The organism is Bacillus sp. GbtcB10 (assembly GCF_019091365.1).
In the GTDB taxonomy this organism is placed as follows: Bacteria; Bacillota; Bacilli; order Bacillales; family Bacillaceae; genus Bacillus; species Bacillus altitudinis.
Window position 1 is genome coordinate 1 of record NZ_JAGXJP010000039.1, and the last position, 353, is coordinate 353.

The 353-nt window shown below is 36.3% G+C and carries 1 protein-coding gene and 1 pseudogene; both read right to left on the reverse strand.

The window, feature by feature from the left end:
- On the reverse strand, positions 1-237 hold a 237-nt coding region (gene yqeK, locus KVT11_RS19600; protein WP_309234386.1), incomplete at its 3' end, for a bis(5'-nucleosyl)-tetraphosphatase (symmetrical) YqeK.
- Positions 206-353: pseudogene (gene nadD / locus KVT11_RS19605) on the reverse strand (nicotinate-nucleotide adenylyltransferase); the annotation flags it as partial. The pseudogene nadD and the gene yqeK, both read right to left, overlap by 32 nt.

Here is a 353-nt window from a genome sequence, read left to right on the forward strand (position 1 = left end):
TTTCGGCAAACCTTCACTTTTAATGATCTCTTCCATCTCTGAAATCGCTCTACACTTCGCATAATCATGGAATATAGCTGCAACTTCAGCCTTTTTTTCATCCACACCGTATAATTTAGCAAGTTCAATTGCCGTCTCCATTACACCAATTGTGTGTATATAACGTTTTTCATGCATTTGTTGTTTCACAATATGAAGTGCTTCCTCACGATTCATACAACCCATTCCTCTCGATATATACCTGTACTTTTTCAGGAAGTAAATATTTGCATGTTTTCTTCTCTTTATATCTCTCACGTAATAAAGATGAAGAAACTGCAAACTCCGGAATTTCCACAGTGGTGATAGGATAA